The 3,372-nt window shown below is 58.2% G+C and carries 3 protein-coding genes and 1 pseudogene; all 4 read right to left on the bottom strand.

What is annotated here, in order from left to right:
- Nucleotides 1-267: pseudogene (locus tag ABYV26_RS23325) on the bottom strand (4Fe-4S ferredoxin); the annotation flags it as partial.
- Nucleotides 268-318: 51 nt separating this feature from the next.
- On the bottom strand, nt 319-930 hold the full coding sequence (locus tag ABYV26_RS23320) for a TetR/AcrR family transcriptional regulator (protein WP_372683753.1): 612 nt from the start codon (nt 928-930) through the stop codon (nt 319-321).
- A gap of 265 nt (nt 931-1,195) precedes the next feature.
- Nucleotides 1,196-2,599, bottom strand: a complete 1,404-nt coding sequence (locus ABYV26_RS23315; protein ID WP_372683752.1) for an amidophosphoribosyltransferase — start codon at nt 2,597-2,599, stop codon at nt 1,196-1,198.
- A 154-nt stretch (nt 2,600-2,753) separates the two neighbouring features.
- Nucleotides 2,754-3,372: TRAP transporter large permease subunit (locus ABYV26_RS23310; RefSeq protein ID WP_372683751.1), on the bottom strand; the 619-nt coding region annotated here is incomplete at its 5' end.

Raw genomic sequence — 3,372 nt, 5'->3', positions numbered from 1 at the left:
GTTTATGCCTTTTTTTGACATCCTGAAAATAAGGCCCTTTTTGGCCATCTCCTCCAATGCTTCGGCCATTTTCCTTTCGTCCCTGCCGGTGCGTGCAGCAATCCCCGCTGCAGGTTCAGGCATCATGGTGAGGGTGATGGCGACTTCGGCTTCTTCCGGGGTGAACAGGCGTTTCAGAATTCTCAGCTCCACACCGCTATCCGTGCTCGGGTAGCCCGCCGGCAGGTTGTCCAGGTGCTTGGCCAGTCGCTTGTAAACATCGGTCATGATCGTCTCCTTGTATGCATTTTATTATACCGATTGGTATGTGGCGCCCGATTACGCTTTCTGTTGCATGTCGGTGATTATTCTTTCCGCGGTGTCGATGGCGTTGAGCATGTATGATTCCTCGCCGGTGACTTTGGACAGAACGCTGCCGCCCTCCAGGAGGGCGATGAGAATTTCCGCCGCCTTGTGCGCATCGGTGGCCGTACCGATAATTCCCTCGGATTTTCCCTTTTCGATTAGGGTGATGATGCTCTTTTTCCATTTTACCAGCACATCCACGGCCATTTTCCGCAGCACGGCGTGGGTGTCGTCGGCCTCCACGGCGGTGTTGAGAATGGGGCAGCCACCGTAGGAGAGAATCATGCGATAGATTTTGCGAAAGCCGCGGGGATAGGCCAGCAGCTTGTCCATGGTCGAGCCGGCGGCCTCGAGCTCCTTGGTGAAGAAGTCGAAGATCAGGTCGATGTTGTGCTGGAAGGCATGCACGGCCACGTCATCCTTATCCTTGAAGTTGCCGTAAATACTGCCCTTGGTCAGGCCTGTGGCCGTGGTCAGGTCGGACATGGAGGTGCCGGCATAGCCCTTTTTGTTGAAGATGGGTGCCGCTGAATCGATGATCAATTGCCGGGTGCGTTCGGATCGGGGGTGGGTTGCTGATTTCATGGAACGGCTAATATACCAAGCGGTATATCAAGTCAACCTAAAGATGGGTTCCCCTGAATTGGGGAATTTAGGATTCAGGAATTTATGGCTTCGTGGAAAGAAGGTCTATTGGAAGGGGTCGGTTTTGGTTCAGGCCAAGGCCGCATCGCAAGCGAAACCGGAGGCGTAGCAGCGCTACGTCGAGGTTAGCGCTACAGCTTGACTTCGTGCTCGACAGAGCGAGAACGCCGGCCTGGGCTAAAAGATGCCTCTTCCAGTAGATCTTCTACGTGTAGCTGGTGCCATCCCAGCAATGCGTGCACAGTCGGTTTTTGGGCAGGCCGATGGCCGCCACCATGTCGTCCATGCGCTGGTATTTCAAGGTGGTCAGGTGCAACTGCTCCCGTATGCGGTCGATCATGGCCAGGTTTTTCTCGGATCCGTGGCGGGCGTATTCGTCCAGGTGCCTGTCCTCTGCCCCTTCTAACTGGCTGATTGCCGTGCGGCCCGCCAGGTCAAGGGTGGAGCGCGAAGTGGAGAAGTTGAGGAACTCGCAGGGGTGGATCAGGCAGGGACAGGCCGGCCGCATGTGCACTTCCCTGGCGCCGTATTCGAACAGCACCTGCACATTGTCGCGCAACTGGGTGCCCCGTACAATTGAATCTTCGCAAAAGAGAATGCGCTGGCCATCGATGAGCTGGCGAACGGGGATCAGCTTCATCCGGGCCACCAGATCGCGCATCTTTTGGTTTTGGGGCATGAAGCTGCGCGGCCAGGTGGGGGTGTATTTGACGAAAGGTCGCCGGTAGGGCAGGCCGCGTTGGTTGGCGTAGCCGATGCCGTGGCCGATGCCCGAATCCGGGATGCCGCCCACGAAATCCACTGGCGTGTCGTCATTGTCGGCCAGGGCCGCGCCGCAGCGGTTGCGCACCTCTTCCACATTGATGCCTTCGTATTCGGACGCCGGATAGCCATAGTAGACCCACAGGAAAGCGCAGACCTGCAAGGATTCACCAGGGGGTGCCTGCTGCTCCCAGCCGTCCGGATTGATCCGGATCACTTCGCCGGGACCCAGGCAGTGATCCACGTCGTAGCCCAGGTTGGGAAAGGCGCAGGTCTCGGAGCTGACGGCAAAGGCGCCCTCGCGGCAGCCGATGGTCAGGGGGGTCCGTCCCAACCGGTCACGGGCGGCGATGATGCCCTGGTCGGTGAGCAGCAGCATCGAACATGAGCCTTGGATGGCATCCTGGGCGTTTTTGATGCCGTCTACGTAGCTGTCGGCCTCGCAGATGAGCATGGCCACCACTTCGGTGGGGTGTACCTCACCGGCCGTGGTGTCCGAAAAGAAGTTTTTGCGCTTGAAGGCCCGCGTGACCAGCGCCTCCTGGTTGTTGATTTTACCTACGGTAACGATGCCGAAGGTCCCCATGTGAGAGCCCACGATCAGCGGCTGGGGGTCGGTATCGCTGATTACGCCGATGCCGAAATTGCCGTGGAAGCGGTTCAGGTCAGTTTCGAATTTGGTCCTGAAATAACTGTTTTCGATATTGTGAATGGCCCGTTGGATACCCGATTTGTTGCGTACGGCCATGCCGCCGCGGCGGGTGCCCAGGTGTGAGTGGTAATCCGTGCCGTAGTAAAGTTCAGATACGCAGTCAGCTGTTGAAACGACGCCAAACAATCCGCCCATGTGCTTCCCCTTCCGGTGGCTGTGGATTTACGAAGCAGCTATTTTTCGAACACGGTAACAGAAAATGGTCGAAAAAAGAGATGATTCGTCCGAGGTAAATGAAGCGGGACTGAAAATCAAGGGGCAATATCCCACAGAGAGGACGCCCCCCATTTTATTTACTGGCAGAGCCGGTCATTTTCTGCAGGGCAACGGCCGCAGTAAAAGCGATCAGGCCCAAGCCATCAGCCCAGTATGCGGGCCAGAAAAGGCCGGCGGCGGCGATCCAGAACAGCATGGTTTCCGGCCAGGTGGCCCGGCGGATCAAATAGCGTTCGATGGCCGAAGCGAAGGCGATCAGTCCCAGCATGGTGGTGGCCATGGTCAACCCCACCTGCCAGTGAAGCAGTTCATAGCCGGGACCCATTCCCAGCAGCGGGCGATCGGCCATGATGATGGGAATGATGTAGAGCCCCTTGGCCAGCTTCCACGAGGTAAAGGCCGTGCGCATGGGGTTGGCGCCGGCCACGCCGGCGCCGGCGAAACTTGCCAGGCTCACCGGCGGAGTCACGTTGGCGTCCTGGGAGTACCAGAAAACGATCATGTGGCTGACCAATAACGGAACGCCCATGTCCAGCAGGGCCGGCCCGGCCAGGGTGGCCAGAACGATATAGCTTGCCGTGACCGGCAGGCCCATGCCCAGCACCAGCGACGCACCGCCGATCAGCAGGATGGCCAGAACCTTGATCCCGTAGCTCAGGTCCAGCACCAGGCTGGAGAATTTCAGCCCCATG

The sequence above is a fragment of the Desulfosarcina sp. genome (assembly GCF_041551955.1).
Lineage (GTDB): Bacteria > Desulfobacterota > Desulfobacteria > Desulfobacterales > Desulfosarcinaceae > Desulfosarcina.
The sequence above is the reverse complement of the archived record's forward strand: the minus strand, read 5'-3'. Positions and strand labels throughout refer to the sequence as shown.